Here is a 645-nt window from a genome sequence, read left to right as displayed (position 1 = left end):
ATCTGTATAAGAGACAGGTTCGCAGCCGGCCGGACCACGCCTGGTGATCATCGCCCCGCGCGACGGCGTCTCCGCCTACGCCCCCTCCCCGGAGGCCGTCGAGCACCTGATGGAGGCGGGCATCCCCCACCTGTACGCGGGGGTGGTGGAGACGACCGGCTTCGTCGGGCCGCTGGTGCTCCCCGGTCGCACCCCCTGTGCCGGGTGCCTGATGCGCGAACGGGAGCGGCGGGAGGCCGGCTGGCCGCTGCTGGTGGGGCAGTGGCGGCACGGACGCCGGGCGGCCGGTACCCCCTCCTGCGACACCGCGCTGGCCACGACGGTGGCGGGGCTGGCGGCGGTCGCGGCGCTCGGGGTGGTGGACGGCGCCCCGGGATGTCCGCCGGAGGCCGGTGCCCCGGGCCACGGGGGCGGGACGCCTCCGGGAGCGGACTCCGGAGCGGAGTGGTGCGGTCGTCTGGAGGTGACGCTTCCGGGACCCCGGGTCGAACGGCAGGCGGTGGTGGCCGACCCGGGGTGCCCCTGTGGGGCCGCCGCGTTCCGGCCGGCGGGCGGGTCGGGGGCGTCCTCCGACGACGGGGCCCCGGCGCCGCGTTCCCCGGCGCCGTGAGCCCTCGGCTCCCGTCGGTTCCGCGGGGGAGGATC

Annotated in this window: 1 protein-coding gene; it reads left to right on the top strand. The window is 78.0% G+C overall.

Annotated elements, in window-relative coordinates; all coding sequences use genetic code 11:
- The first annotated feature begins 43 nt into the window (after nt 1-43).
- Entirely contained in the window at nt 44-610 is a 567-nt protein-coding gene (locus tag FOE67_RS30575) for a hypothetical protein (protein WP_182667562.1), read from the top strand.
- The last annotated feature ends 35 nt before the right edge of the window (nt 611-645 follow it).

It is taken from the genome of Streptomyces calidiresistens (assembly GCF_014141525.1).
Taxonomy (GTDB): Bacteria; Actinomycetota; Actinomycetes; order Streptomycetales; family Streptomycetaceae; genus Streptomyces; species Streptomyces calidiresistens.
Note: the sequence above shows the minus strand (reverse complement) of the source record. Positions and strands in the feature narration are given on the sequence as shown.